Here is a 24094-nt window from a genome sequence, read left to right on the forward strand (position 1 = left end):
AGATAACTTGCGGGAAGCCAGCAGGCACGTTGCGATGCGTCATACAGTGCCCGCAGGACCCACCGAGCCCGCGAGGACCACGATGCAGAGCAGCACCTTCACGCTGACCACGCCCGACGGCACCGAGGTGTTCGTCAACCGCTGGCTGCCCGACGGCGCGGTCAAGGGCATCGTCCAGATCGCGCACGGCATGGCCGAGCACTCCTCGCGGTACGCGCGCTTCGCGGAGCGGCTGACGGCCCACGGGTACGCCGTCTACGCGTCCGACCACCGCGGTCACGGGCGCACGCCCGGCACGCGCGGCAGCTTCGCCGCGAACGAGGGCTGGCAGACCGTCGTCGACGACCTGCGCGCCGTCGCCGACCGTGCCCGCGAGGAGCATCTGGAGCTGCCCCTCTTCCTCCTCGGCCACAGCATGGGCAGCTTCCTGGCCCGGGGCTTCGCGGCCCAGCACGGGGCCGAGCTGGCCGGGCTCGTGCTGACCGGCACGGCCGGCAGCGCCGGACCGCTCGGCAACGTCGGGGTCCTCCTCGCCACGGCCCAGGCCCGGCTCCGCGGGCACGAGCACGTCAGCGGCCTGATGAACCAGCTGACGTTCGGCCGGTACAACGCGGCGTTCAAGCCGGCCCGCACCGAGTTCGACTGGCTCTCGCGCGACACGGCCGAGGTCGACAAGTACGTCGCGGACCCCGACTGCGGGTTCGTGTTCACGGCGGGCGGCTTCGTCGACCTGCTCAAGGGCCTGGCCGCCGTCAACAGCGACCGCGTGGTGTCGCGGATCCCCGAGGACCTGCCCGTCCACCTCGCGGCCGGCGACACGGACCCGGTCGGCAACAAGGGCAAGGGCGTGCGGGCGGTCGCCAACCAGCTACGGCGCGTCGGCGTCCGGGACGTCACCGTCACGCTCTGGCCCGGCGCGCGGCACGAGATCCTCAACGAGACCAACCGCGACGAGGTCGAGGCCGAGATCGTCGACTGGCTCGACGCCCACCTCCCCGCCTGACAGCGCCGCAACCGCCGCCGTCGGGCCTGACCCCGCGCCTGCCCCGCCCCTGTCCCGCACCTGCCTTGCCCCTGCCCTGCCCGCGACACCGCCGCCCCCGTCCCGCAACACACCGAGCAGTTGCCAACCGGGCCCAGGAATACCTCGCACCGGTTGGCAACTACTCGGTGTGTTGCGGGAGGAGCGTGCCGGCTCGGCGGCTCGGCGGCTCGGCGGCTTGCCGGCCCGGCGGCCCGGCGGCTCGGCGGCCCGGCGGGGTGGGGTCCGGTTGGGCCCCGTGAGGTTCGGTCAGGGGATGCCGGGGAGGGGCCAGCGGCGTCCGTCGGCGGTGTCTACGAGGGCGGCGTGGTCGCAGCGGATCGTCAGGGGCAGCACGTCGGTGACGGCGGTGACGGCGAGCGGCAGCTGGGCGGCGGACAGGCCGGTCGCGACGGAGACGTGCGGCACCCAGTGGCCGGGCTCGTAGTGGCGGTGCAGGTCCGCACCGGTGGCGCGCAGGGCCGCGACGGCGCACTCCTGCCGGGCGGCGGTCGCGGAGGTCACCGAGCAGGCCAGGGCGGCGCGTCCGCGGGGGAAGGCCACGGTGCCCTGGACCGCGACCTCGACCGGTCCGGCGTCCGGCAGCGCGGTGAGAGTCGCGAGGACGGCATCGAGATCCCACTCGCGGAGCACCGCGTACGACAGGTGTGGGACGTGCCGGCCGTGCGTGTGGGTGAGGAGGGTGGCGATGCCGCGCTGCTCGAGGCGCTCCCAGAGCCGGATGACCGTCCGCTCGGACGGCCGGTCGAGCAGGAGGCATAGCGCGAGCGCCATGCCCCATTGTCACTGGGCACCTAGGGTGGGCGGATGGAGACACCGAGCGACCCCGAGGTCGTCGCCGCACACGGGTACGTCTCGTTGACGACGTTCCGCCGCGACGGGACGCCGGTCGCGACGCCGGTGTGGATCGCGCGGGACGGCGGCGAGCTCGTCGTCGTCACCGTCGATCCGGCGGGCAAGCTCAAGCGACTGGCCCACACGGCGCGGGTCGAGCTGCGGCCGTGCGACATCCGCGGACGCGTCGCGCCCGGGGCGCCGGCGTACACGGGCACGGCACGCGTCGTCCGGACCCCGGAGGGCGTCGCGGCGGTCAAGCGGGCGATGGGCCGCAAGTACCCGCTGGCCCGGCTCGGCGACGCGATCGCCGCCGCGACGTCGTGGGCGGTCAAGCGGCAGCCGCGGGCCGGCATCCGCATCACGCTCGACTGACGCGCCCGCCCCGACGACGCGTCGGGTGGCTCCTCCACAGGCGCCGGGACGCGTCGGGGCGAACGTTGGACACGGCGTTTGGGCCTGCGGGAGGCGTCGCCTAGCGTGGTTTCATGACGCTCCAACCGGTGACGCGCGCGCTCCAGCGCCGGCTCGGGACGATGCTGCGCGACAAGGTCGCCGGCCAGGACGCGCCGGCGCGGGCGCAGCGCATCTGGGGCGCGCAAGGCGAGCGGTGGTTCGGGCCGTCGGACCCGGTGTGGCGGGTGCACGCCGACGCGTCGATGTTCCCGGGTGGCCTCACGTCGCTGCTGCTGCAGATGCTGCACCCGCTCGCGATGGCCGGGGTCGCGGGGCACAGCGGTTACAAGAGCGACCCGTGGGGGCGGCTGCAGCGCACGAGCCACTACCTCGCGACGACGACGTTCGGCACGGTCGAGGACGCCGAGGAGGCCATCGCGGCGGTGCAGGCGATCCACGAGCGGGTCCGCGGGCGCGACGCGTCGGGGCGTGCCTACCGGGCCAGCGACCCCCACCTGCTGACATGGGTGCACGTCGCGGAGGTTGACTCGTTCCTGCGCGCGTACCAGGCCTTCTCGGCTGCCCCGCTGACGCCCGCCGAGGCCGACCTGTACGTGCGCCAAGCGGGGGTGCCGGCGGCCCGGTTGGGGGTGCCGACGCCGCCCGCGTCGGTCGCGGAGCTGCGCGCGGTGCTCGAGTCGTACCGGCCCGAGCTCGAGGCGTCGGACGCGGCGCGTGAGGCGGCGCGGTTCCTGCTGCTGTACCCGCCGCTGCCGCTGGTGGCGAGGCCCGGGTACGCGACCCTGGCGGCCGGCGGGGTGTCGCTGCTGCCGGGGTGGGCCCGACAGATGCTGGGGCTGCCGGTGCCGGACCCGGTCGCGTGGCTGGTCGGGCGGCCGCTCGGGTACCTCGGTGCGGCGACCGTGCGGTGGGGCATGGCCGGACTCGGCGAGCGCCGCCCCTCCGACACGCACGGGGGGACCGCTGCCTCGGCGTGACCCCGGCGTCTTTCGTACGTACGAGGAGTCGGAGACTGTCCTGGGCACAGCCCCACGCGCACGTCCACCCGAGCCCCCTCAGCGGCTGGCGCGAGCCAACGGGGTGCCGTCGAGGGCGTAGCGGAAGGCGACCAGGGAGTCGAACACCTGCAGGACGCCGGCCTCCTGCAGCTCGCCGACGGAGAACCCTCCGGTGCGGACTCCCAGGGTCGGGATGCCGAGCTTGGCCGCCGCCTGCGCGTCGTAGATCGAGTCGCCGACCATGATGCCGCTGTCGCCGTTCACCTTGGCCAGTGCCGCCGACACGATGTCGGGCTCCGGCTTGCTGTTCTTCACGTCGTCCGAGGTCGTCCAGGCGTCGGCGAGGGACGTGCCGTCGATGAGGTCGAGGAACGCCTCGACGTGCTTTTTCTTGCCCGAGCTGGCGAGAACGAGCCGGAAGCCCCGCTCCTTGACGTCGGCCAGCAGCTCGTGCGCGCCCTCGAAGGCCTGCACCTCGCCGATGAGCTCGTCGAACTCCTCCGCCCATGCCTCGCGCAGTGCGTCGCCGTGGGCCTCCTCGACCTCCTGGCCCCCGACCGCCGAGACGAACAGATCCCCGCCCATCCCGATGCCGCGGTGGATGCGCCACATCGGCCGGGTGATCTCGAAGCGGCGCAGGGCCCGGAACCAAGCAAGGGCATGCTGGTAGTTGGTGTCCACGAGGGTTCCGTCGACGTCGAAGATTGCCGTGTCAGCCATGGCAGGTCCGTACCCAACCAGCAGGCCGAGAGCAGCGGCGACCGCGCTCGGCCAACGGAACCACAGCTCGGATGCGGCGAAGGGGCCGTCCGGGACGGGCCCCTTCGCCTGTCGGAGGTACGGGCTCAGAAGGCGCTGGTGCCGTTCGGCGTGCCGAGGCCGGTCGGTCCGTCCCAGCCGGCGCCCGAGGTGCACCACACCGCAGGGGTGCACGTGCCGTTGGTGCCGGTGGTGACGTCGTTCAGGCCCGACGTGTGCGCCCAGGTGTACGAGGCCGGGTAGCCGGCGGTGTTGCCCGAGAGCGCGTAGACACTGCCGATGATCGGGGCGGAGGCGCTGGTGCCGCCGTAGACCTGCCAGCCCCTGCGGCCCTGGTAGGACGTCGAGTCGTAGACGGCGACGCCGGTGTTGGGGTCGGCGACGGCCGATACGTCGGCGTTGGCCTTGCCCGAGCACTGCGTCGCGGACGTCTGCCACGACGGCTTGGCGTTCTTCGTCGAGCAGCCGCTGCCCGCGCCGCTCCACGCCTTCTCCGTCCAGCCGCGAGCCGTGCCCGCCGCGCGGGTCAGGCTCGTGCCGCCGACGGCGACGACGCTGTCGAAGGAGGCCGGCGACTCGATGCCGTAGCCGTTGTCACCGGTCGAGGCCGTGATGGCGATGCCCGGGTGGTCGTAGGCCGCGATCGGCGAGGAGTCGGAGCCGCCGTAGCTGTTGCTGATGGCCGAGACCCCTTGTGTCGCTGCGTAGTTCACTGCGGCGCCGAGGTTGGTGAACGAGGCCGAGCTGGCCTCGACGAGCAGGATCCTGCAGTCGGGGCACGATGCCGAGACCATGTCGAGGTCGAGGCTGATCTCGGTGGCCCAGCCCGCGTCGGTCCGCGGGTAGCTCGTGCCGCCGGTCTGGTTGACCTTCTTGAAGCAGCCGTTGGCCGTGGTGCAGGCCGGCAGGCCGAACTGCGAACGGTACGTGGCGAGGTCCGCCTCAGCGGTCGGGTCGTCGTAGGCGTCGACGATGGCGACGGTGCGGCCGCCGCTGGACAGGCCGGTCAGGCCGTACGCCGACTGGATGTCGGCCGGGCCGTACCCGCTCGGGGTCGCGGTCACCTGCGGCTTGCCCGTCGCGTCGACGACGACCATGGCGTGGCAGCCCGCCGTCCCGGGCACGGGCACCGCGCAGACGTGCGCGGCACGGTGCGTGGACGCGGTCGAAGCGGCGGTCGGTTGGGCCATCGCCGAGGTCGCGCCGACCGTGAGCATCAGGGCGCCGGCGACGGCAGCAAGAGACAGAGCCGAGCGTTTCACAGGGTCCTCCAGGGTGGGGTGTGTGGACGCCCGGCGCAGCGTCGATGGGGTCGGCGGCGCGATCGTCGAGGCCTCCCAACCTCATTGGCGCCGCGTCCCGGACGTTACGCCCGGTCAGGTAAAGCGTTGGCCAACATTTGGGAAGACTTCTGCCACACAGCCGAATTGACGAAGGGTGTTGTTGCGCGCTCCCGTGACGGCAACACATGCTCCTGTACGCGACGCGTCGTGCCGCCGCCGTCGACCCCCACTCACGTGGTCCGGCTGGTGAGGCGTCGAGGCTGTGGATGACGGCGGGCGGGGTGTTCGGGATGTCCCTAGCCTCGAGGCATGTCCTACGCGATCGACACCGACGGGGCGGGTGGGGCCGGTGACACGCTGGCCCTCACCGCCACCACGTTGAAGGACTGCGCCGAGGCGTTCGCCTACACCGCAGGGGTGCTGCAGCGAGGGGTGGGTGACGACGACCCGGTCCTCGCGGCGGCCGCGAAGGAGTTCGCCGGCGCCCAGACCATGTCCCTGCACACCGCGTCGGGCGGGTTCGCCGCCCTCGGCCGCAAGGTGTCCTGGGTGGGCCTCACCGGCAGGGAGACCGAGCTCGAGGTGGCCCAGGCGTTGGGCCTCACGGGCAGGCCGGCACCGACCGGCTCTGCGGGACAGACACTCTGATGCGGCCGACTCCGCAAGGGCCGCACGGCCCGATGACCGTCCCCAACGGCGACCCGGCGTCGCTGCGTGCGGCGGCACGCCGTCTGGGCAGGGTGGCCGAGACCGGGCTGCAGACGCCCGGCGTGCGCGGCCGGTCGGCGTCGATCATCGCGGCGGTGTGGCGGGGCGATGCCGCCACCGCGGCCCAGCGCGAGGCCGACGTGCTCGCGGCGCGCACCCGGCTGCTGCTCGAGCGGGTCGGTGGCGCCGGCGTCGAGCTGCTCGCCCTCGCTGCCGCCTTGGAGGAGGCGCAGACGGTCGCGCGGCGCTCGATCGCCGAGCAGTACGCCGCCCAGCGCGACTACGAGCAGGTCCTCGCGACGACCTTCCCGATGCTCGACCCGGTCGCGCAGGCGGAACGACAGCGTACCTTCACCGACGAGCGCGACCGACGCCAGCGCCTGGCCCGGTCGCGGTACGAGGCGGCCCTGACGCAGCTGGGTCTGAAGCGTCGGGCGCTGACGCGTCGGCTGCTGTATCTGGCCGCCACTCCCCTGCGTGGCAGCACCGAGGTCACCCTCCCTGGGCCGAACACCGCCCAGGGCGTTCCGCACGACCTCCTCGGCGACCTCCCCCTGACGAGGACCGAGCTCGTGCCACCCGAGTGCAAGACGGTGGCCGTCGATGTCTATGACGACGTCGACACCGGCCTGCCCGAGTGGTCGCTCGAGCAGAAGCTGACCGATGCCGGGATCATCCCCGGGCCGAGCGTCATCGACAAGATCGCCTGGGGCTCCGGCGCCGCGCTGACCGCGACGCAGTACGGCCTGACGGGCGCCCTGCACCCGAGCGGCATGGTCTCCCGGGCGGCGGAGAACCCTGCCGTCCGGCGCACCGTCGACACGCTGACGAAGGCCGACAAGGTGGCCGGCTGGGCCGGGATCGGTCTCACCGGCGTGACGACGACGGCCAGCCAGCTCGACTCTGACTCGAGGAAGTACTCGAACATGCCGACGTGGAAGCTGTTCTCCCGCGGACTCGTCCAGGGCGGGATCGCCGGCTTCGGCGGAGCGTTGGCAGGCGCTGCGTGCTCGCGGGTACCGATCCTCGGTCCGGTTCTGGCACCCGCGTGTGGCGCTGCCGGCACGGCCGCCGGGCAGCAGGCCGGTCGGTGGGTCAACACGCGGGTGGGCTTGGCACCGACGCGGCAAGACACGAAGCACACCGTCACCGTGCCGCTCCAGGCGGTGTGGAACTGATGGAGTCGTGGCCCCCGTGGGTGCTCGTACTGGTGATCGACGGCTTCCTCCCCATCAGCTACCTCAGCATCTCGCAGCCCAAGCGCATGTACCGCGGGCGGTTCAGGTACGCGCACCTGCCCGACCGCGGGTACGTCGCGGGATTGGGCCTCGGCTTCGGTTTCACGCCGGTGGGCCTGTGGATCAGCGCCGGAGGCACGAACGGAGGGATCGTGGACAAGATCGTGCTCCTGTGGCTGTTGGTGTGCATGGCTTGGGCCGGCATGGGGCAGTTCGCCGCCGTCCCGATCCCCAAGTGGTTCGTCCCTCCGGCCTTCAAGAACGAGACCGAGCACGTCTACCCTCGACGCGTCTTCGGGCTGCGGAAGGTCGACCGGCTCTCCGATCGGCCCGACGCAGTCGCACAGGAGCTGCTCCCCTGGCCGTGAACGGCGGCACCGCACCGCACGTCGGCAGCGACGTGCAGCGCGGCCCGGCCGTCAACGCCGATCTCGCGCGCGCTCCACGGTCAGCGAACCCACCGTCAAGTCGCTTGTCACGATTGCGAGCACCCAGCTTGGCGTCGACAACCGCGCACAAGCGGCAGTTATCGCCGACCACGCTCCGTTGTAGCTCGCAAGCCGACTTGACCTTGCCCCTTGCGCCGGTACCGTCCCTAGGCGCCAAGATGCCACGAACGGACGAACGTCGAGGCTGACTCACACGGTGATCACTGGATGGAAGTAGTCGTACAGACCTGCCTGGATGGGCGCATCGAACTCCAGACGCATGCGGACGACTGGCAAGGCCTTTCCGTCGTCGTCAGGCATAGTCGTCTCTTCAAACTCCAGAGGCGTCGCATCGCCGAGGTAGTAGAACTGCGTGCCCTCGGCGTCGTCCCTCTTCACGAAGATGTAGAGCTTCACGCGACCCTGGATGATGTTCTCGACCTCTGCACTGGCAAGCGTGCGACGGGCTCTGCTGTACCAGAGCATCGTCGATTTATCGAGCAGGGCGTCCTCGTAGGCGGTGCTCGACGTGATGCCCTCACCCTTGTGCAGCGTCACGAAGACTGGGCAGTCACCCGACTCGACGTCGGCCCGATACCCATAGACCGTTGACGTCCACTTTCTGGGCCAGCCCAGGAGCCGACAGACCTCCTTGCGCGAATATTGCCGTCCTGGGGTAAAGGGTCGGGAGGGGTCATACAGGGACGTGGCGATCGCGTCTCCGGTCTCCACGAGGTCATCCACGTGAGACTGAAAAGCCCCGGAACGGGCGTAGTCCCACTGAAACTCGGGTGTCAAAGCGATGCTGCCGTCCGCGCGCCGCTCGACGATTCCGGTCTTGTAGCGCTTCTGGTCTGCCTCTGCGTGCCGCTCCAGGGTGAACGTGTCGATGATGCTGTCAAGAAGGCGGTCCGGCACGCGGCCGCCGCTGACATGGAGGGCATCCCGGGCTTCCGCCCTAGTCAAGTTGGCGCCGTCGAGCAGCGCGCGCAGGAGTCGCGCCTCTCCCGAGCGCTTGGCGGCGAGGACCTCGTGGGACAGCAGTTCGAGGGCTTTCGCCTGTCGCGTGGTCAGCTCGGTCGTCACCTTCAAGGCTGCCTGCAGCAGGCTCGGGTAATGCTGCCGCCTGGTGGCCAGCACGACGGGGTCTGTCGACTTGAACCGCCAAAAGTCCCACAGTCGTGGGGTTCGACCGACGCGGTCGCGCATGGCTACGAGCGCAGCCCGCAGCTTCGGCATGTCGTCAAGCCGCGTCTGGCTGATCGAGGACAACACGCGGGCCTCCGCGACCTTGTCAAAACGGACGCTCGAGAGTCCCGCAACAACACCGATCTCTTCTGCGGCAATTAGGTTCTGGCGAATCGATTCCTTGTTGAGTGACTCGTTCTCGAACAGCGCGACCGGGATGAGGAAGTTGTTCGCGTAGTTGCCGATGAAGTCGATGACGACCAGGTAGTCCTTGCCGGGAGCCTTGCGAAGGCCCCGACCAAGCTGCTGCACGAAGATGATTGATGACTGCGTCTGACGCAGCATGACCACCTGGTTAATGCTCGGGATGTCAACGCCCTCGTTGAAGACGTCAACGGTCAGGATGTAGTCGAGTTCACCGCGCTCGAGGCGGCCCACTGCAGCCTCTCTCGCCCCGATCGCATCGTCGCCCGTCAGCGCAAGCGTCCTGAGTTGCCTCCCTCGCAGCGTCGCGGCGTTGAAGGCCTGCGAGAGCTGATGCGCTTCCTCTTTGCGGCTACAGAAGATGAGACCCCGCGGCGGGACACCGGCCTGACCATACGTTTCGATGCCGGCGAGGACGTGGCGTACCCGTTCCGGGGAGGCCAGCTTGGCCAGGACCGTGAAGTCGTCCGTCGTAGTTCCGTCGTCAAACGAGAAATCGGCGATCCCGTAGTAGTGGAATGGCGACAGCATCTCCTCCTCTAACGCCTTGGTAAGGCGGATCTCGTAGGGGACCACGTAGTGGAACAATTCGTAGACGTTGAACCCGTCGGTGCGTTCCGGCGTCGCTGTCATCCCGAGAAGGAAGCGTGGCTTGAGGTGCTCCAGGACCTTGAGATAGCTCGATGCCCCGGCCCGGTGGACCTCGTCAACGAGCACGTAATCAAAGGCCGCGGGATCGATGCTCTCAAGCGTATGGGGTCTGGACAGACTCTGAATGGTGGCAAACACGAAAGGCCGATCCAGTGATGTGATCCTCCAGCCAGCTTGCCGAAGTCAGTCATCGGCCTGTCAAGGACTCGGGCGTACTCCCCCATGGTCCGGTCGAGGATCTGTTCGCGGTGGACGATGAAGAGCATGCGTTTGGGGTTCGCAGCCTTAACGTCGAGAGCGGAAAGGATCGTCTTACCTGTGCCAGTCGCTGAGATGACGACCGCACGTTCCGCACCGTCGGCCCGCGCGTGCGCGATGGCAGCGAGCGCTTCTCGCTGCATGCGGTTCGGAAGTATGAGCGGACGCGCTTCGTGACCGGCGATTGCGTCATTGGAGCCTTCCGGCGTGGGCTCCAGGTATCCGTTCGGGCTCAGACCCGGTCGGCCCAGCCCGTCGATCTGGCTGATGCTTGCGACGCCGTTCAGCATCCGCCGGGGACGAGCCGGCGGGGCCAGGTAGCCCTCTGAGTAAGAGTCGACCCAGTCCTGCGTCAGCGGATCGGAGTCGCGGAGCTGAAAGTCGCACAGCTGTTGAAGCTGTTTGCCCAAGTCGCTCGTCCGCGCTGCCGAGACTCGGAGATTCCACTCGTGGTTCTTCACGAGCGCGGTTTCGGTGAGGTTCGAGCTACCCAGCATGGCTGTCACTGAGCTGTCGTGCTGGAAGACGTAGCCCTTCGGGTGGAACGCTGGCGAGCGATGGATACGAACGTCAATGCCGTGCTGCTGTAGCCGCAGGAGCTCGGCGAAGGCGGCCGGTGAGTTGAAGGCCAGGTAGTCAGAGGTCACGATGCGGCCCTCCCCTCGGAACTCAAGTAGGTCCGTTAGGAGGAGGGCAATGGCTCGCGGTGAGACGAAGGCGACGGAGAAGAGAAAGCTGTCGCAGGTCGCCAGTTCCTCGCGGATCACACGAAGGGCGGTGTTGTCCGCGTCGTTGTAGACGAGTTGTGGGTGGCGTCGACGGGGAGCCAGTTGGTCGGTACCGAGGTAGCCGAACTGGACGTCCCGAGAAAGGTCGCCCAGCCAGTTGAAGTCAGTCGCCATGCGTCAGATCACGCCTCACACGCTCCACCGCAGGAATGTCTGCGGGGGCCCACCGCAGCTCGCCCATCTCCGATGGAGTGCACCACCGCACATCGTCGTGGTCGGTGAGGTGCGGCTGGCCGGCTGTCAGGTCGCAGTAGAAGGTGGTGAGGAGGATCGTGGCGAAGTCGTACTCGTGGTGGGTCGACTCAATCTCCGCGCCCACAACGACCTCGCAGCGCAGTTCCTCATCGATCTCGCGAACCAGTGCGTCTCGAGGCGTCTCCTCGCGCTCCACCTTTCCGCCCGGAAACTCCCAATAGCCGGCCAGCGTCCCGGGCGCCGCCCTGCGTGCACACAGAACCTTGCCGTCCGAAAGGATGACCGCCCCGACGACCGAAATGACCGACTTCGACCTACTCACGTGCCGAGCTTAGAAGGTGGTGGCGGAATGCGGCCGCCGACACGAAGAGGGCCACCCATGACGTCCTGCCCCTTGGGGACCATCTGCTGGGCCGGCCAGTCCTTTGACCCCGCTCACGATGTGCGTCCCCTCGAGGCGGAAACGGTGTCGCCGGCCACCGGCAATGACTTACACGGCGCAACTGTCCGCCGAAACGGCTGTCACGAGGTCAGACTGCCCGAGCCGAGCCGCAACGACCGCGTCGCCTTTGGAGCCAAGCAGGCCAGGCAGGAGAAGGGTCTTCTCATCCCCGACGACCTGTCCGTGGCCTCCTTCGACGACGACGAGCTGGCCACCTACCTGCGTCCCGGACTGACGACGGCGCGGCTGCCCCACCTCGGGATGGGGCGTGGGGCGCTCGAGCTGCTCCTCGACCCGGCCGTGTCGCGGGGCGAGCACCTCGTCGAGATGTCCCTCCAGGTGCTCGATCCGTTCACTCCCCTGACGCCTTGCGCCGCCGGGCGCGGGCCGGACGTCGCCCGGGCGGGGGATGGCAACGACGGATGCGCCGGAGAACCGGACGCGGTTGTGCGCGAGGCCCTTCCGCGACCCTCGGCGGGCCGCTTCCGGCGGCAGAGCGGGCTGTGGACGGCGCACAGGGACTGTCGGTGGTCGAATGTATGTTCGAACCATGACAGCGGATCCCTCGACGCTCGAGCTGCTCCGGAGCCGGCTCGCCGACCTCGAGGCGCGGCAGCGCGCTTCAGGGGGTGTGGCCGAGGGTGGGTTCTGGGAGCGCTTCTCGAGGCCCCTACCGTCCCCGTCGTCCCCGGCGACGCGGCCCTCCCCGGCGACGCCGTCGTCCTCCGCGGGCCCGGCGGCGCAGATGCGGCCGGGGCGGACGGCGAGACCGGGTCGGCACGTGGCGCGTCTGACGCGGCCCGACCCTCAGTCACGCGGCCTGTGGTCCGAGGTCCCACCCGAGGCGCTGGACTCCCTGGCTTCCCCCGATCCGCGGTCCATGCCGTGGCTCGACGCGACCGGCTACGAGCAGCTGGTCGACGACCCGGCCTGGGTCGAGAGCGTCTCGAAGCGGGGCGCCGCCCGGGCGCAGCGCGAGGCCGAGAGCAAGGGTCGGGTGGAGGTTCGGGACGCGATCGCGCTCGAGGCGACCATCGGGCTGGGACTGTCCGCCCATGCAGAGGCCGAGCTCACCGCCGCGGCCGAGCACCTGGCGCAGCAGCGACGCTCGCACGAGGTCGCCCTGGTCGGGATCGTGTCCGAGCTCGTCTCGCGTGGCGTCAGGGCGCCGGACGGGTTGTCCCGTACCGACTGGCTGCGCCAGCACGACCCGTCGCTGACGGCGGGACAGGCGGCCGCGTTCGTCACGGTGGGCACGGCGCTGGCGGACGCGCGCTGGGCTCGGCTGCGGATGCTCGTGGCCACCCACCAGGTCACCGTCGGCAACGCCGCACAGATCGTCGACTTCGACTCGCGCACGAGGCCGGTGGCGGACGCCGACGACCTCACGACGGCGCTCGTCGACCTCATGCAGCAGGCACCCCGGCTGCGGCCGGAGGAACTGGCCCGCCTCGTCCGGCACCACACCGAGCAGATCAGACCGCCCCGCGACGAGGACCGCCTCGACCGCGGCCGCCGGGAGGCCCGCGGTCTGTGGCTTTCCCAGCCCGACGGCTCCGGCATGGTGGGCCTGCGCGGCACCCTCGACCCGGAAGGGGCGGCGGTCCTCAAGGCCGCCATCGACCCCTTGTCCATGCCGTGTCCCGAGACCGACGAGCACGGCCGCACCGTCAGCGCCGACACGCGCACGCCCGCGCGCCGGCGCCTGGAGGCCCTGCTGGCGATCGTCCGACGCGGGGTCGCCTCGGCGGACGGCGTCCCGACCACCGACAAGGCCAAGGTCGTCGTCCTCATCGACCTCGAGACGCTCGTGGGTGAGGTCCGGGGCACCGGGACGACGCTGACCGGCGACGTCCTGTCACCGGGAGTCGTGCGCCGGATGGCCTGCGACGCCGCGATCATCCCGATGGTGCTCGGTCCCGACAGCGAGCCGCTCGATGTCGGCCGCAGCCGCCGACTGTTCACCCGTGGCCAGCGACTCGCCCTCGTCGCTCGCGACAAGGGCTGCAGCTTCGAGGGCTGCACCGTTCCCGCCACCTGGTGCGACGCCCACCACGTCGTGCACTGGCGGCACGGTGGGGGCACGTCTGTGTCGAACGGCGCGCTCCTGTGCCCTCGGCACCACACCGAGGTCCACGAGCGTGACCTCACTGCGACGGTCACGGCGGCCGGAGTCACCTGGCACACCTGAGTCACCCGCCCCGCACCCTGCCGGCAGCGGCGGGGTCGTAGGGCTGCCCGTGGTCTGTCGTCGGGCTTCCCAGTGGCCTGCCGTCGGGCAGGGCCGGGCAGGAGGCCCATGCATGGGGGCAGGGACGGGCACCGGGGCGGGGTCGGCGGGCTGCCCAGCGGCTGCCGTCGGGGCCGGGCCAGGGCCGGGGCCAGCGCCGGGGCCAAGCCGGGGCGGGGCCGGGGCCAGGGCCGGGGCTGGGGCTGGGTCGCGCGCCGCGGGTCAGGCGGCAGGGGCGGCGTCGGCGTCGAGGGTGGGGGCGTCCGGGCGCGACAGCGTCACCATGGCGCGCTCGATGACGTCGGACTCCTCGATGCGGCGGCCGATCGCCGTGAGCTTGGCGGCGACCTGCGACTCCATCTCGTCCCCGACGAGGTCGACGGCGGCGACGAGCAGCATCCGGCTCGGGCCGACGAACTCGAGGTGCAGGAACGTGACCCGCTCCACCTCCGGGCTGCCCTGCAGCTCCCGCAGGACGCGTCGCCACAGCTCCGGCCGCACGGTCTCGCCGACGAGGAAGTCGCGGTTGCGGCCGATGAGGTAGATCGCGACGACGCCGAGCAGGAGCCCGACGAGGATCGAGCCGAGCGCGTCCCAGACGGCGTTGCCGGTCACCTGGTGGAGGACGATACCGGCGCCTGCGATGAGGATGCCGATGAGCGCCGCGGCGTCCTCGGCGAACACCGCGCGCAGCGTCGGGTTGGACGTGTAGCCGAGGTAGGGCAGCGAGTGCAGCCCGCGCCGCTTGGCCTCGGCGCGCGTCTGCCGCGTGGCCTGGACGAAGGAGACGCTCTCGAGGACGAAGGCGATGCCGAGCACGACGTACGCCCAGACGTAGTCGGTCTCCGCCTCCGACAACGTCAGCGCCTGGATGCCGTGCCACACCGACACGACCGCCCCGGCGCCGAACAGCCCGAACGCCGCGAACATCGACCACACGTACGCCTCGCGGCCGTAGCCGAAGGGATGCTGGTCGTCACGCGGCTTCGCGGCACGGCGTTCCGCCTTGAGCAGGAAGATCTCGTTGCCCGCGTCGGCCCACGAGTGCGCGGCCTCCGCGACCATCGACGCCGAGCCGGTGATCGCGGCGACGACGGACTTCGCGATCGCGATGAGGGTGTTCGCCGCCAGCGCGACGATGACGGTGAGGAGGCTCTCGCCACCCGAGGACTTCGCGTCGTCGGCCATGTCGGCATCCTTACCCCACCCTCGCGGCGCCTCAACCCACGAGCGCGGTGGACGCGCCCGCTCGACGGCGGCTACCCGGCCGTACCCGCCGGCGCGGCGGTCGTCCCTCGACCGTCGGCCCTCGACGCGGGCCGGTCAGGCTCAGGACGCCGTGTGGCGGACCTCGCGGAAGGATGTCCGCCGGTGACCCGGATACGGCTCCCCCGACGTCTCGTGGGCAACGGTCGTCTCGCCGTCGGCGCGGGTCACGGTGACCGTCGTGACGAGCTGCGGCACGCCCTCGCCCGCGGTGAGACCGTCGTCCTCGATCAGCGTCGAGGTCCAGCGTCCGTCGACAGCCGGCTCGAAGACGTGCAGCTCGATGGTCTCCGGCGCGTAGCCGTCCGTCGACGCCGGGGCCTCCTCCCACATCGGCACGACGGCGCCCGCACGGGCGAAGAGCGGGATCCGCTCAAGCGGCGTCTCGACGGTGATCGTCTGCCGCCCCTCGTGCAGCTCGCCGGTGTGCCAGTCGTACCAGTGCCCCGCGGGCAGGTACACGGTCCGCGACGTCACGCCGGCCTCGTACACCGGTGCGACGAGGAGGTCGCGGCCGAAGAGGTACTGGTCGTCGAGGTCGACGACCGCCGGGTCGTCCTGGTGGTCGAGGACGAGCGGACGCTGCACCGGCTCTCCGGTCTGTGAGGCCCGGACGAAGGCCGAGTAGATGTACGGCATCAGGCGGTAGCGCAGCCGGACCGCCTCGCGGGCCAGCTCGTGGATCTCCGGCCCGAACGACCACGGGTACTGGTCGATGTTGTCGGTCTCGGAGTGGTTGCGGCAGAAGGGAGTCAGCGTGCCCATCTGCATCCACCGCAGGAAGAGCTCGGCGTTGGTGTCTCCCTGGAAGCCACCGATGTCGGCACCGACGAACGGCTGGCCGGACAGGCCGAAACCGCAGGCCATCGGCATGCTGACCCAGAGGTGGTCCCAGCGGGCCTGGTTGTCACCCATCCAGTTGGCGGCGTACCGCTGGATGCCGGCGAACCCGGACCTCGACAGGATGAAGGTGCGCGCCTCGGGCCGCACCTTGCGCAGTCCCTCGAGCGTGCCCATCGCCATGAGCATCGCGTACTGGTTGTGGAAGCGCTCGTGCGTGGCGCGGCCCTTGTCGAAGAGCATCGCTCCCGGCGGGATCTCGCCGGTCGCAGGCTCGTTCATGTCGTTCCAGATGCCGGCCAGGCCCGACTCCACGTGGCGGGCGTTGAGCTCGCCCCACCAGGCGCGGGCCTCGGGTGTCGCGAAGTCCGGGAAGACCGTGTTGCCCGGCCACACCTGGCCGATGTACGTGTCACCGCCCTCCGTGCGGCAGAAGACGTCCTCCTCCAGCCCGTCGTCGTAGACCTCGTAGCCCGGGTCGTGCTTGACGCCCGGGTCGACGATGGTCACCGTCCGAAAGCCTTGGTCGGCCAGGCCCTTGAGCATGCCCGCGGGGTCGGGGTAGCGGTCGGAGTCCCAGGTGAAGACGCGGTAACCGTCCATGTAGTCGATGTCGAGCCAGATGGCGTCGCAGGGGAACTCGTCCTCCCGGTAGCGCTTGGCGATCACCTCGACGTCCTGCTGCTTGTAGGCGTGCCAGCGGCAGTGGTGGTAGCCGAGGGCCCAGACGGGGGGCAGCGACGCGCGCCCGGTGAGCCACGTGTACCGCTCGATGACCGAGGCCATCGACGGACCGGCGAACACGTACTCGGCCCACTGCCCGCCGTGGAAGGAGATGCGGTACTCGTCGTCGTCGCTGAACGCGTAGTGGCCGCGGTAGCCGTTGTCGACGAACGAGCCGGCCACCGCACCGGACTGGGCGGAGCGGTGGTGGAAGAACGGGATCGACACGTAGTACGGGTCGAACTCGGTGCTCGTCATGTCGGCCCGCGGGTCGTCGGCGGCGAGCCCGGCGCGGAACTCGGCGGTCGCGTGCTCGTTGAGGACGTCGGTGTTCCACAGCGTGAAGTCGCGGCCGCGGCGGTTGAGCCGGCCGCCCTTCTCCCCCAGGCCGTAGATCGCGTCGTCGCGGCCGATGCGGCGCCGCGTCGTCCACGCGTCGTTGAGCGTAGCGTACGTCCAGTACCGGCCCTCGGCGTCCGGCGCCGACTCGACGACCGGCGAGCCGTCGGTGCGGTGCACGTCGACGCGGAACGGGTCGAGCCACAGCGTGACGACGAGGCCGGCCGTGCGCAGGCGCCACGCGTCCGGCCCCTCCTCGACCGACCACTGGACACCACCGCCGAGGGGCCGGGACAGCGGGTCGACGCACACGGCGTAGGTCGGCTTCTCCTCGTAGGCGCCGCCGCGGCTCATCCGCAGCCGCACGACGTCGTCGCGCACCGCCTCGACGAGGAAGGTCTCGCCGTGGAGGCGGGCGCGCAGGCCGTGCTCAACCTGCTCGACCGAGTCGACGCGCTCGAAGCGGATGAAGTGGTCGGTCCTCATGGTGCTGGTCCTCGCTGGCAGGGGACGGGCCGAGACCACCGTATGCGGTGCCCCACCAGGCGACGCAATGCTGAACGCGCCGAGAGGTCGTTCAGGGAGACGGCGGGCCGACGCGCGGGTGCACGACCGGCGCCCCGGTCGCCACGGGCGAGCGCCCGGCGTGGCGCACGACGCGCGCAACGAGCACCGGCCGGGCGAGGGCGACCGGCGGGTCGGCCAGCTGGACGACGCGGTTGAAGGCGCGCGCCACCTCGACCGAGGAGTGGCTCGCGCGGACGACGCGGCGCACGTAGGCGTTGAGCGCCGACGACCCGGGCGGCCGCGGTCCGGTCGTCGCGGGGTGCCCGAAGTCACCGCCGACGGCGATCCGCCACGGTGCGTCGATGACGCGGGCTGCCTTGCGGTAGAAGCGTTTCGGCAGGTCAGGTGAGCGAAGGCCCGCGGCATCGGAGTGCGCGACCAGCTCCGTCAGGACCCGGCCGAGGGCCTCCGCCTGCAACGCCGACGACGTCATCCCCTGCCCGTAGATCGGGTCGAAGCTGCACGCCGCGTCGCCGAGGCCGACGATGCCGGGCACGGGGTCGCGCACCTTCTCGTGGTGGCGTCGCTGGCTCGACGGGAACCGGTACGTCTCGACGTCGCCGACCCGTTCGCAGCGGTCGAGCAGCTGGCGCACCACGGGCGAGGGCAGCCCCGCCGCGAAGGCCCGCATCGACGCGTCCGTGGACCCCGGCGAGTCGCCGTGCACGCCCGCGAGCGTGACCTGCCACCGGTCGCCCTCGACCGGCAGCGCCGCACCGGCGCGGAGGGAGCCCGGGTTGTCCTGGCAGACGACGAACGTGCCCTCGAAGTCGTCCGGTCCGCGGTGCAGCAGGCAGGACGCGTAGGCGATGTCGATGCCGACGCGGGTGACGGGCGGCACGACCACCCCGGCCTCGACGAGGTCGTGCGCGATGGCCGAGCTGCGTCCCGAGCAGTCGACGACGAGGTCGGCCGGCCGCTCGACGCCCCCGGCGACGACCCCCGTGACCCGCACCGGCGCGGTCTCGGACAGGGTGACCCGCTCGACCCGGACCCCCGACTCGACGGTGACGTTCCGCAGGGCGGCGACCCGCGACCGCACGACGTCCTCGAGCAGCGGACGCGACATGCTGAGCACCGGGCGACCCCAGTCGCCGCGGGCGCGGTAGGCCCCGCCCTGGTGCACGTAGGCGCTCCGACCGTCCGTGGCCACGGCCCCACGCCCGACCAGCTCGTCCTCGATCCCCGGGAACCACACCCGGAGCCGGTCCAGACCCGCGGACAGCAGCAGGTGCAGGTGCCGACCCTGCGGCACGCGTCCACGCGGGCGCACGTCCTCGGGAAGGCGCTCGCGCTCGAGGACGACGACCTCCGCGACGTGGTCCGCGAGCACCCGGGCGGTGAAGAGCCCGGCCGTGCCCGCACCGACGACGACGACGCGTCCGACCCGCTGCCCCCGTGCCTCATCCCTCTGCCGCGCTGCCACCGCACCTCCCGACGTCGAGCCTCCCCCGAGGCTAGGGCCGCCGAACTGCCGGACGCGGCCGTTCCGGGGTTTGATGGGCCCATGAGCGACCCGCACGACCCGGCCACGCCCTGCACCCACGTCGGCGGCGACGAGCTCACGCCGGCCGACCCGACGCCCGGCATGGCGCGGAAGGTGGCGCTGCACACCGAGACCATGTGGTCCGGCACCGTCGACACCGAGGCCGGGGCGACCTCGGGCTGGCACCACCACGGCGAGCACGACACGACGCTCTACATCGTGTCCGGGCGGATGCGCCTCGAGTCGGGGCCGGGCGGTCGCGACGTCGTCGAGGCGGGTCCCGGCGACTTCCTGCGCGTCCCCGCCGGCGCCGTGCACCGCGAGTCCAACCCGGGCGACGCGTCGTCGCGGGCCGTCATCGTCCGCTGCGGCTCCGGAACTCCGACGGTCAACGTCGACGGTCCGGCACCGGAGCGCTGACGCCGCAGCCTCTCACGCTCGTCACGCCTGCTGGGCTCCCGCGCCGGGCATCCGCTCGGCGCCGGCCGAGTGGAGGGCGCGCCGGCACGCCTCGACGATGTCGGCGATCGACCCGTCGCTGTCGACCGACCGTTCCAGCGCCATGACCTCGCGCTGGTGCCCCACGACCCGCAGGCCGCCCGGCACCGCCGAGGAGACGACGAGCGGCATCGGGTCGGCGTCGGGGTGGCGCAGCGACACGTCCTCCCGGTCCAGCGTGCCGACGTAGATGGGCTCGACCGAACGGCCGTTGGGCGTCGGCCGCACGACGACGACGCGCACGGCATCGCTCGCGATGGCGATGCTGTCGACGTGCTTGGCGGCCGCGAGCGTCGCCGACGCGAGGCCCGACGCGTACGCGACGTTGCGCTCTCGTGCGGTGCGCGGTCGCCAGACGTGCCGGCCCGTCGCCGTCCGCTCGAGGACCTCGTCGGGGACGACGACCGGGGGCGGGAACCGCACGAGGACGGACACGTACGGCCGGCCGGTCGCGGGGTCGTGGCCCGCGTCGATGCACGTGACCTCGCTGCCCGACAGGCGCATCGCCTCGTCGACGACGGCCACGACGGTGGCCGGGTCGTGCTCGCGAAGGAGACGCCAGGCGCCGTCGGCGATGACCCGCCGGCGGTCGGAGAGCACCCACCTCGCGATCCGGGTGGCCCGCACGACCTCCGCCGCGCGCTCGCTCGCGACCTCGCGCCGACGCTGGATCTCCTCCCGCTCGATGCCTCGCTCGGCCGCGCTCTCGACGTCGAGCGCACGACGCAGGATCGCCTCCTCGTCGGCGTCCGAGAGCGACGCCCGGGGCGCGGGCGCCGGCGCCCGCAACGGGCGGAACGCCTGCCGGTGCAGCGAGCGCAGCTCCGCCTCGACCCTCGCCGCGGCAGCCTGGTCACCGTCGCGACGGGCCGCGAGCGCCCGACGGAGCAGGTCGCCGGTGGCGACGGCGGCCCGCGAGGAGCGGATGGTCGCGATGCCCTGCTCCGTGGTCCCGGCCGCCGGTCCGTCCTCGCCCCTGGAGCGACGCAGCAGCATCCGGATGCCGCGCTCGCGCCCTCCGCGTTCGCCCGGACCTCGCCCCGGACGGCCGTCCTGCGCAGGGTCCGGGCGAACGGACGCCTCGGACCGGTCGGCGGCGCTGGCGACGAGCGCGGGCGTCATGAGCTCGGTCAGGGCCGCGGCCACGTCACCGCCGAGCCGGAACCGGACCCGGAACCCCGACGGGTGGGCGACGATGCGCAGCAGCGGCGACAACCGGACCGTCGAGACCGCCGCGCTCGTGGCCGCCCGGTCGACCACCGGCAGCGGTGCCCGCAGCCTCGAGTCGAGGACGGCAGCCGGGTCCGCGCCGACGGGCGTGCCCTCGAGCGCCGCCAGCGCGTGGCCGCCGTCGAGGGCCGAGGCGTCGAAGGCGTCGAACGCGCCACGGGGTCGGTAGTACTCGCGCCCCGAGCGCTTGTACACCCCCGACCCGCGCGCCGCACCACGGAAGGCGGCACCCGCCGAGCTGCCGTACGTGCCACCGCCGGCCGGGCCACCGGACCCCGGGCTCGCACGCATCGAGCTGCCGTAGCCGCCGTGCACGGCACCGCCCCGGCGTCCGCGCTCGGGAAACAGGGCCGCGAGCGAGACCGTCGACTGGGCCGCCACCGTCGCGACGGGGAAGGAGACCTGGGACAGGCGGCCCAGGTCACGCACGCCGCGCGGTACGTCCGGTTCGCCGTCCATCGTCCAGAACGTCCAGCGCACCGGCGGATCCGGCCATTCCGGTTCGGGCAGCCAGTCGTCCGCCGGCACCCACGAGGTCGGCGGCGCCGGCCACCCCGGCGGCGGGTTGAAACGTACGGTCAGCACAGGGCCCCCTAGACCCTGCCTCGTCACCCGCCCCCACGGGAACCGAGACATCGCCCGGCACGCCACCGAGGCCGGTTGCCTGTACGTGCCGTTCGCAGCGTAACGCCGTCACGGGTTCCGTTGCAGCGGAGGGCAGTCCGGGTTCCGGACGTGTCCCGATGTGTCCCGATGTGTCCCGCCGACGTCTCCGTCGCCGGGCCCCGCCGATGTCCCTGTCGTGTCCACCGGGCGGCCGAGAGCGGTCAGCCGGCGGAGCCCTCGACCGCACCGCCGAGGACGGCGTCGACGGCTTCGTCCTCGAGCGCGGCGACGCACGCGCCGACGACCGCCTCGATGTCCGCCTCCGGCTCGAGCGGGGCCAGGTCGTTGGTCGCTCCCTCGAAGCGCATCGGCCGGGCGGCGGCGCTGACGAGCAGGGGCAACGGGTCGGCCGAGGCCGGCCGCAGCGTCACGGCCTCGCGGCTCAGGCTGCCGAGGTAGACCGGCTCGAGGCCGGTGCCGCCCTCGGTCGGGCGGACGACGAGGACGTGGACGTCGTCGGCGGCGACGGCGACGCTGATCGCGTGGCGTGCCGTCGCGAGGGCGAGCGAGGCGAGGCCGCCGAGGTAGACGGCGTTGCGCTCGGCGGGCGTTCGGCGGCGCAGCATCGGTCGCCCGTTGCCCGACAGGCCCGGGCCGCGCTCGCCGACGATGTCCGGACGCGGGTAGCGGGCGACCACGGTGACGTAACCGCGCGCGCCGTCCTCGGACCAGCCGGCGTCGATGCAGGTGCACGTCCCGCCGCCCGCGGCGAACTCCGCGTCGAGCTCGGCGATGACGGTGACCCGGTCGTTGCGGGCGAGGTCGGCCCACCGGTCCTCGAGGGCCGTGGCGCGGTGCTGCCCGACGACGGCGTGGGACACCTCGGCGGCGGCGGCGAACGCGTCGGCCTGCACCTCGGCGTCCTGGCGAGCGGCCGAACGCGCCGAGAACCGGAACACCGGCACCGGCCGGCGCGCGGCGCGCAGGGCCCTGCGGTACAGGTCCTTGCGCTCGTGGCCCTGGAGCGGTCCGACCGGCTCGGGCTCCGGACGGCGCCGGGGGGTGTGGGTCTGGAGGTGGAGCGAGGCGAGCGTCGTCTCGACCTCGGTCAGGGCGTTGACGTCGCTGCCGCGCTGCGCGGCCAGCGCCCGCACGGCGAGCGCGTCGAGCGACACCGGGGGGACGCCGGACGTGCCGCGCGACCCGACGCCGGTGCCCATCCAGCCGCCGGGGCCCGCGAGGGGGTCGGTGGAGGAGGCACCGGCGGCGAGCGACGCGCGCAGGCCGGACGCCGTGGAGCCGAGCCGCACCTCGGGTGCGACCCTGATCTGCGGCTCCACGTCAGACGTCCACCCTGCTGACCGGGAACCGGAGGCCGTCGACGGCCCACGCGTCCTCGGGTGCCGGACGCGCCGCGGGACGCGGAGGCGTCACGGGTGCGGCCGGCGCGGGCAGGGTCTCGTTCTCGGGGACCGGCGTGGCCACGACCGTGGTGGTGGGAGCCACCCCGGGCTGGGCCACGCGCTCGGACGCCCGGAGCCGGGCGAGCCAGGTGCCGCGGTCCGTGCCGTAGGCCGCCACGACGGACCGGGGAGGGGCACCCAGTCGCGGCGGACGCGGCTCGAACCGCCGTGCACCACCCGGCCCGGCTGGCCCGGCTGGGCCGGCTGCGCCGACGGCGTCGATGGCATCGATGGCACTGACCGCACGCGACCCCACGGGGAGGCCGGCGAGCACGTCGCCGACCAGACCGCTGCTCGCGACCCGACGCGGGTCGACGACCGTCCAGAACTCCCAGTCCTCGGGTGGCACAGGCCAGCTGGGGTCGGGCATCCAGTCGTCACCGGGCGCCCATGCTGCGGGCGGAGCCGGCCATCCGGGTGGGGTGTTGAAGCGCACGGACATGGTCATCCCCTTTGAACGCGAACCTCGGAGCACCCCCGTGCTCCACTCCCTCTTGGCGAAAGGTACGACGCCGGACAGCGCCTCCGTCGCGAAATGGACAAAACCCACCTTTCGGGAGGCGCTCCCCGCCGGCTGCGCCCGGCCCGCAGCGCCGTCGCCGCGAACTCGCCGCGCCGGGGCGGCTCAGGGGTCGCTCGGGGACGGCTCGGGGTCGACCCCGATGGGCAGGACCCGTCCGGGACCCCACGCTGGGAGCATGACGACGACCCTCCGCTCCCGCCCCGTCACCCTCGGGGTTCCGGGCGCCGACCGCACCCCTCCGGTCGCCCGCACCGTGCCCGCGCCGCTGCCCGCCCGGGGTCGGGTGCTCGCGTTCGTCGCACCCCTCGCCCTGTTCGTCCACGGCATCGTCGCGTGGGTGCTCGGCCTCGGGTCCCCCGCCGCCACGGGCATCGACGGCGCGGTCGCCGGCAGCGACACCGGCAGCGACACCGGCACCGTCTCCCTCGCGCTCGGGGCGAGCCTCGACGGGGCGGACGTGGACCGGCTCGCGCCCGTGGCGTCGGGACTGACGCTCGTCGTCGCCGCCGCCGCGTTCTGCTGGCTCGTCGCGGCGCTGGGCACACGCCTCGAGCACCTGCGGATCGGCGTCCCGGCCACGGCCCTCGCCGCGTTCGGCGCCGGCGCCACGGGCGCGGTGTGGCTCGGCCAGGCGGTCGGGCTGCTCGGTTCGACCCTGCCCGTCGCCCTCGTCGTCGGCGGCCCGGTGCTCGTCGCCGTCGGCCTGGCCGCGGTGCTCGCGGCCCTGACCCTCGAGGGACGCCTGCCGGTGGGGTCGGCGGCGCTGGCAGCCGTCGGAGCCGTCGCCATCGCGGTGCCGTGGGGCCTGCTGCCGCTCGGGGCGCTCCTGCTGCTCATCGCGCTCGGCCCGCTGACGCGTCCGACCGCGCTCCCCGCCTGACCGACCCGGC

The 24094-nt window shown here is 72.2% G+C and carries 21 protein-coding genes and 1 pseudogene; 10 read left to right on the forward strand and 12 right to left on the reverse strand.

The features are described from left to right. Window positions 1–82: 82 nt before the first annotated feature. The gene (locus tag AC1VM9_RS07410) at window positions 83–1003 is read left to right on the forward strand and encodes a lysophospholipase (protein WP_483122107.1); all 921 of its coding nucleotides are present in this window, start codon (window positions 83–85) and stop codon (window positions 1001–1003) included. A 288-nt stretch (window positions 1004–1291) separates the two neighbouring features. Here the strand turns inward: AC1VM9_RS07410 and AC1VM9_RS07415 are convergent, their stop codons facing one another. Then, window positions 1292–1816 carry a 2'-5' RNA ligase family protein gene (locus AC1VM9_RS07415; protein WP_483122109.1) on the reverse strand — a complete coding sequence of 175 codons (525 nt, stop codon included), beginning with the start codon at window positions 1814–1816 and terminating at the stop codon, window positions 1292–1294. A gap of 33 nt (window positions 1817–1849) precedes the next feature. Between AC1VM9_RS07415 and AC1VM9_RS07420 the strand changes: the two genes are divergently transcribed. After that, a complete protein-coding gene (locus AC1VM9_RS07420) occupies window positions 1850–2251 on the forward strand; it encodes a PPOX class F420-dependent oxidoreductase (protein WP_483122111.1) in 402 nt (133 codons plus the stop codon). A gap of 113 nt (window positions 2252–2364) precedes the next feature. After that, window positions 2365–3270: an oxygenase MpaB family protein gene (locus tag AC1VM9_RS07425; protein ID WP_481345995.1), complete on the forward strand. Its 906-nt coding sequence runs from the start codon at window positions 2365–2367 to the stop codon at window positions 3268–3270. A 78-nt stretch (window positions 3271–3348) separates the two neighbouring features. On the opposite strand, the gene AC1VM9_RS07430 is transcribed toward AC1VM9_RS07425, so the two are convergent. Both AC1VM9_RS07430 and AC1VM9_RS07435 read right to left on the reverse strand, forming a co-directional pair. Further along, window positions 3349–4011: an HAD family hydrolase gene (locus tag AC1VM9_RS07430; RefSeq protein ID WP_483122113.1), complete on the reverse strand. Its 663-nt coding sequence runs from the start codon at window positions 4009–4011 to the stop codon at window positions 3349–3351. Window positions 4012–4136: 125 nt separating this feature from the next. Further along, complete coding sequence (locus AC1VM9_RS07435; protein WP_483122115.1) at window positions 4137–5312, reverse strand: S53 family peptidase; 1176 nt, start codon at window positions 5310–5312, stop codon at window positions 4137–4139. 330 nt (window positions 5313–5642) lie between these two features. On the opposite strand from AC1VM9_RS07435, the gene AC1VM9_RS07440 reads away from it, so the two are divergent. Genes AC1VM9_RS07440 through AC1VM9_RS07450 form a run of 3 tightly spaced genes read left to right on the forward strand, consistent with a single transcriptional unit; the run spans window position 5643 to window position 7647 of the window. Continuing rightward, the gene (locus AC1VM9_RS07440; protein WP_481343225.1) at window positions 5643–5981 is read left to right on the forward strand and encodes a hypothetical protein; all 339 of its coding nucleotides are present in this window, start codon (window positions 5643–5645) and stop codon (window positions 5979–5981) included. A 32-nt stretch (window positions 5982–6013) separates the two neighbouring features. Beyond that, window positions 6014–7219: a hypothetical protein gene (locus tag AC1VM9_RS07445; protein ID WP_483122116.1), complete on the forward strand. Its 1206-nt coding sequence runs from the start codon at window positions 6014–6016 to the stop codon at window positions 7217–7219. Continuing rightward, window positions 7219–7647, forward strand: coding sequence for a hypothetical protein (locus AC1VM9_RS07450; protein WP_481343227.1), 429 nt, complete (start codon window positions 7219–7221; stop codon window positions 7645–7647). The genes AC1VM9_RS07445 and AC1VM9_RS07450 overlap by 1 nt, the downstream gene beginning before the upstream one ends. Window positions 7648–7917: 270 nt before the next feature. Here AC1VM9_RS07450 and AC1VM9_RS07455 read toward each other — a convergent pair whose 3' ends face one another. The 3 genes from AC1VM9_RS07455 to AC1VM9_RS07465 are packed head-to-tail and all read right to left on the reverse strand — an operon-like array spanning window position 7918 to window position 11313. Next, window positions 7918–9840, reverse strand: coding sequence for a DUF3427 domain-containing protein (locus tag AC1VM9_RS07455; protein ID WP_483123977.1), 1923 nt, complete (start codon window positions 9838–9840; stop codon window positions 7918–7920). After that, on the reverse strand, window positions 9729–10910 hold the full coding sequence (locus AC1VM9_RS07460) for a DEAD/DEAH box helicase (protein WP_483122118.1): 1182 nt from the start codon (window positions 10908–10910) through the stop codon (window positions 9729–9731). Before AC1VM9_RS07460 ends, AC1VM9_RS07455 begins: the two co-directional genes overlap by 112 nt. Continuing rightward, window positions 10900–11313, reverse strand: coding sequence for a (deoxy)nucleoside triphosphate pyrophosphohydrolase (locus AC1VM9_RS07465; protein WP_483122120.1), 414 nt, complete (start codon window positions 11311–11313; stop codon window positions 10900–10902). Before AC1VM9_RS07465 ends, AC1VM9_RS07460 begins: the two co-directional genes overlap by 11 nt. Before the next feature lie 57 nt (window positions 11314–11370). Here AC1VM9_RS07465 and AC1VM9_RS07470 point away from each other — a divergent pair. Both AC1VM9_RS07470 and AC1VM9_RS07475 read left to right on the forward strand, forming a co-directional pair. Continuing rightward, window positions 11371–11715 (forward strand): annotated as a pseudogene (locus AC1VM9_RS07470) (substrate-binding domain-containing protein); the annotation flags it as partial. Between the two features lie 598 nt (window positions 11716–12313). Further along, window positions 12314–13624, forward strand: coding sequence for an HNH endonuclease signature motif containing protein (locus tag AC1VM9_RS07475; RefSeq protein ID WP_483122122.1), 1311 nt, complete (start codon window positions 12314–12316; stop codon window positions 13622–13624). Window positions 13625–13885: 261 nt separating this feature from the next. Here AC1VM9_RS07475 and AC1VM9_RS07480 read toward each other — a convergent pair whose 3' ends face one another. From AC1VM9_RS07480 to AC1VM9_RS07490, 3 genes are all read right to left on the reverse strand, one after another. After that, window positions 13886–14851, reverse strand: a complete 966-nt coding sequence (locus tag AC1VM9_RS07480; protein WP_483122123.1) for a cation diffusion facilitator family transporter — start codon at window positions 14849–14851, stop codon at window positions 13886–13888. Between the two features lie 141 nt (window positions 14852–14992). Further along, a complete protein-coding gene (locus AC1VM9_RS07485; RefSeq protein WP_483122125.1) occupies window positions 14993–17317 on the reverse strand; it encodes a glycoside hydrolase family 31 protein in 2325 nt (774 codons plus the stop codon). Window positions 17318–17408: 91 nt separating this feature from the next. Further along, window positions 17409–18824: an FAD-dependent oxidoreductase gene (locus tag AC1VM9_RS07490; RefSeq protein WP_483122127.1), complete on the reverse strand. Its 1416-nt coding sequence runs from the start codon at window positions 18822–18824 to the stop codon at window positions 17409–17411. Window positions 18825–18905: 81 nt separating this feature from the next. On the opposite strand from AC1VM9_RS07490, the gene AC1VM9_RS07495 reads away from it, so the two are divergent. After that, the gene (locus AC1VM9_RS07495; protein ID WP_481343178.1) at window positions 18906–19304 is read left to right on the forward strand and encodes a cupin domain-containing protein; all 399 of its coding nucleotides are present in this window, start codon (window positions 18906–18908) and stop codon (window positions 19302–19304) included. A 21-nt stretch (window positions 19305–19325) separates the two neighbouring features. Here AC1VM9_RS07495 and AC1VM9_RS07500 read toward each other — a convergent pair whose 3' ends face one another. From AC1VM9_RS07500 to AC1VM9_RS07510, 3 genes are all read right to left on the reverse strand, one after another. Beyond that, window positions 19326–21197, reverse strand: a complete 1872-nt coding sequence (locus AC1VM9_RS07500; protein ID WP_483122129.1) for a hypothetical protein — start codon at window positions 21195–21197, stop codon at window positions 19326–19328. Between the two features lie 242 nt (window positions 21198–21439). Beyond that, a complete protein-coding gene (locus tag AC1VM9_RS07505) occupies window positions 21440–22558 on the reverse strand; it encodes a hypothetical protein (RefSeq protein WP_481346546.1) in 1119 nt (372 codons plus the stop codon). A gap of 1 nt (window position 22559) precedes the next feature. Further along, the gene (locus AC1VM9_RS07510; RefSeq protein WP_481346545.1) at window positions 22560–23123 is read right to left on the reverse strand and encodes a hypothetical protein; all 564 of its coding nucleotides are present in this window, start codon (window positions 23121–23123) and stop codon (window positions 22560–22562) included. A 256-nt stretch (window positions 23124–23379) separates the two neighbouring features. Between AC1VM9_RS07510 and AC1VM9_RS07515 the strand changes: the two genes are divergently transcribed. After that, window positions 23380–24084 carry a hypothetical protein gene (locus tag AC1VM9_RS07515; protein ID WP_481346544.1) on the forward strand — a complete coding sequence of 235 codons (705 nt, stop codon included), beginning with the start codon at window positions 23380–23382 and terminating at the stop codon, window positions 24082–24084. Window positions 24085–24094: the final 10 nt, after the last annotated feature.

This window comes from Monashia sp. HAY1-11D (assembly GCF_056868035.1).

Excerpts from the sequence above, each read along its gene's own strand:
- AC1VM9_RS07410 (WP_483122107.1), top strand. The coding sequence starts at position 83 with ATGCAGAGCAGCACCTTCACGCTGACCACGCCCGACGGCACCGAGGTG.
- AC1VM9_RS07415 (WP_483122109.1), bottom strand. The coding sequence starts at position 1,816 with ATGGCGCTCGCGCTATGCCTCCTGCTCGACCGGCCGTCCGAGCGGACG.
- AC1VM9_RS07420 (WP_483122111.1), top strand. The coding sequence starts at position 1,850 with ATGGAGACACCGAGCGACCCCGAGGTCGTCGCCGCACACGGGTACGTC.
- AC1VM9_RS07425 (WP_481345995.1), top strand. The coding sequence starts at position 2,365 with ATGACGCTCCAACCGGTGACGCGCGCGCTCCAGCGCCGGCTCGGGACG.
- AC1VM9_RS07430 (WP_483122113.1), bottom strand. The coding sequence starts at position 4,011 with ATGGCTGACACGGCAATCTTCGACGTCGACGGAACCCTCGTGGACACC.
- AC1VM9_RS07440 (WP_481343225.1), top strand. The coding sequence starts at position 5,643 with ATGTCCTACGCGATCGACACCGACGGGGCGGGTGGGGCCGGTGACACG.
- AC1VM9_RS07445 (WP_483122116.1), top strand. The coding sequence starts at position 6,014 with ATGACCGTCCCCAACGGCGACCCGGCGTCGCTGCGTGCGGCGGCACGC.
- AC1VM9_RS07450 (WP_481343227.1), top strand. The coding sequence starts at position 7,219 with ATGGAGTCGTGGCCCCCGTGGGTGCTCGTACTGGTGATCGACGGCTTC.
- AC1VM9_RS07460 (WP_483122118.1), bottom strand. The coding sequence starts at position 10,910 with ATGGCGACTGACTTCAACTGGCTGGGCGACCTTTCTCGGGACGTCCAG.
- AC1VM9_RS07475 (WP_483122122.1), top strand. The coding sequence starts at position 12,314 with ATGCCGTGGCTCGACGCGACCGGCTACGAGCAGCTGGTCGACGACCCG.
- AC1VM9_RS07480 (WP_483122123.1), bottom strand. The coding sequence starts at position 14,851 with ATGGCCGACGACGCGAAGTCCTCGGGTGGCGAGAGCCTCCTCACCGTC.
- AC1VM9_RS07485 (WP_483122125.1), bottom strand. The coding sequence starts at position 17,317 with ATGAGGACCGACCACTTCATCCGCTTCGAGCGCGTCGACTCGGTCGAG.
- AC1VM9_RS07495 (WP_481343178.1), top strand. The coding sequence starts at position 18,906 with ATGAGCGACCCGCACGACCCGGCCACGCCCTGCACCCACGTCGGCGGC.
- AC1VM9_RS07510 (WP_481346545.1), bottom strand. The coding sequence starts at position 23,123 with ATGTCCGTGCGCTTCAACACCCCACCCGGATGGCCGGCTCCGCCCGCA.
- AC1VM9_RS07515 (WP_481346544.1), top strand. The coding sequence starts at position 23,380 with ATGACGACGACCCTCCGCTCCCGCCCCGTCACCCTCGGGGTTCCGGGC.